Annotated in this window: 3 pseudogenes; 1 reads left to right on the top strand and 2 read right to left on the bottom strand. The window is 49.5% G+C overall.

Annotation, left to right across the window (positions count from 1 at the left end):
• Positions 1–78: 78 nt before the first annotated feature.
• Positions 79–285, top strand: a pseudogene (locus QZ506_RS11640) (IS1 family transposase); the annotation flags it as partial.
• An 87-nt stretch (positions 286–372) separates the two neighbouring features.
• Here the strand turns inward: QZ506_RS11640 and QZ506_RS11635 are convergent.
• Both QZ506_RS11635 and QZ506_RS11630 read right to left on the bottom strand, forming a co-directional pair.
• Positions 373–1,574: pseudogene (locus QZ506_RS11635) on the bottom strand (PTS transporter subunit EIIC); the annotation flags it as partial.
• 30 nt (positions 1,575–1,604) lie between these two features.
• A pseudogene (locus QZ506_RS11630) lies at positions 1,605–1,856 on the bottom strand (IS1 family transposase); the annotation flags it as partial.

Raw genomic sequence — 1,856 nt, 5'->3', positions numbered from 1 at the left:
GTGAACAGACATCTCCTGTGAAAAAACACGGTGATGGCAAAAGTGGCCATCAGCGTTGCCGTCGTCAGTCATGCAAACACGGATGGCTACAGGGCTTACAACGACGAACTTCCAAAAGTAAAACACATTGTTAGCAAGCTGTATACACAGCGTATTGAGCGTGCACATCTGACACTGCGTAACCGATTGTAATGGCTCAATCGCAAGACGCTCGGATATTCAAAATCATCCGAAATGCACGATAGGATCATCGGTACTTACATCGAACGCGAGTACTACGTTTGATGCTACATCAACTCATTGAATACACGACCCCCCATGCCGCACTATTTAACGCTGACAATACAATGATTATTGCCCATTTTGGATTTGCTTTAAGGCCGTCGCGATCACTTCTGCCTGCGTCCCCACGACAATTTGCACATTCTGTTTATTCAAGCGGATAACTCCCGCCGCTCCCAAGCGTTTTGCCTGAGCCTCATCCACTTGCGCAGAATCCACCACATTCAGCCGCATACGTGTGATACACGCATCGATCCCGAGCAGATTTGCTTTACCGCCCAGTGCCGCCAAATATCCCTGAGCCAGAGACGTAGTATCATTCACCTTCTTTTCTGCAACGCTTTGATTTAACGTAAAACCATCCGCCTCACTGCCGTCGACCGACAGCTCGCGCCCCGGCGTCAGCAAGTTGAAACGGTTGATAGTAAAACGGAACGCTCATAGTAAATAACAAAGAACACCAGCCCTTGCGGAATCAGCATATACCACAGGTTTGCCAGCGGGTTACGCGACGAGAGAGCAATATCGACCAACCCTGCGCTAAAACCGAAGCCCGCAATCCAATGCATACTTGCGGCAATGAACACCGAGATCCCGCTCAACACGGCATGCAGCACATACAGCACGGGCGCTACGAACATAAACGAAAATTCAAGCTGTTCGGTGATCCCGGTAAAGAAAGCGGCAAACGCAGCGGCCATCATAATCCCAGCCACTTTGCTTTTGTTTTCCGGGCGCGAGCAGTGATAAATCGCTAATGCCGCCCCCGGTAAACCAAACATCATGATGGGGAAGAATCCCGCCTGATAACGCCCCGTAATACCAACAACCGCTTTACCCGCATCAATGGACTGCTGCCCGCCGAGGAAGCTTGGAATATCGTTAATGTCTGCTACATCAAACCAAAATACCGAGTTCAACGCGTGGTGCAACCCAACAGGTATAAGCAGGCGGTTGAAGAATGCGTACACGCACTCCCCCACCGAACCCAACTGCTGGATATGTTCGCCCAGCGTGACCAATGCACTAAAAATCACTGGCCAGACATCCATCAAAATGAGGGCAACAACGATCATCAGGAACGAGGTCAAGATCGGTACCAGCCGACGCCCGCTAAAAAACGAGAATGCTTCAGGCAATTTGACATGGCTGTAACGGTTGTAGAGTTCAGCTGAAATAATACCGACCAGAATACCAATAAACTGGTTTTGGATTTTGCTGAATGCCGCAGGCACTTCCGCCAGCGGGATATGCTGGATCATCGAAACTGCTGCGGGAGAGCACAACGTGGTCGGTCGTGTATTCAATGAGTTGATGTAGCATCAAACGTAGTACTCGCGTTCGATGTAAGTACCGATGATCCTATCGTGCATTTCGGATGATTTTGAATATCCGAGCGTCTTGCGATTGAGCCGTTACAATCGGTTACGCAGTGTCAGATGTGCACACTCAATACGCTGTGTATGCAGCTTGCTAACAATGTGTTTTACTTTTGGAAGTTCGTCGTTGTAAGCCCTGTAGCCATCCGTGTTTGCATGACTGACGACGGCAACGCTGATGGCCACTTTTGCCAT

Source organism: Candidatus Symbiopectobacterium sp. (assembly GCF_020054415.1).
Lineage (GTDB): Bacteria > Pseudomonadota > Gammaproteobacteria > Enterobacterales > Enterobacteriaceae > Symbiopectobacterium.
Note: the sequence above shows the minus strand (reverse complement) of the source record. Positions and strands in the feature narration are given on the sequence as shown.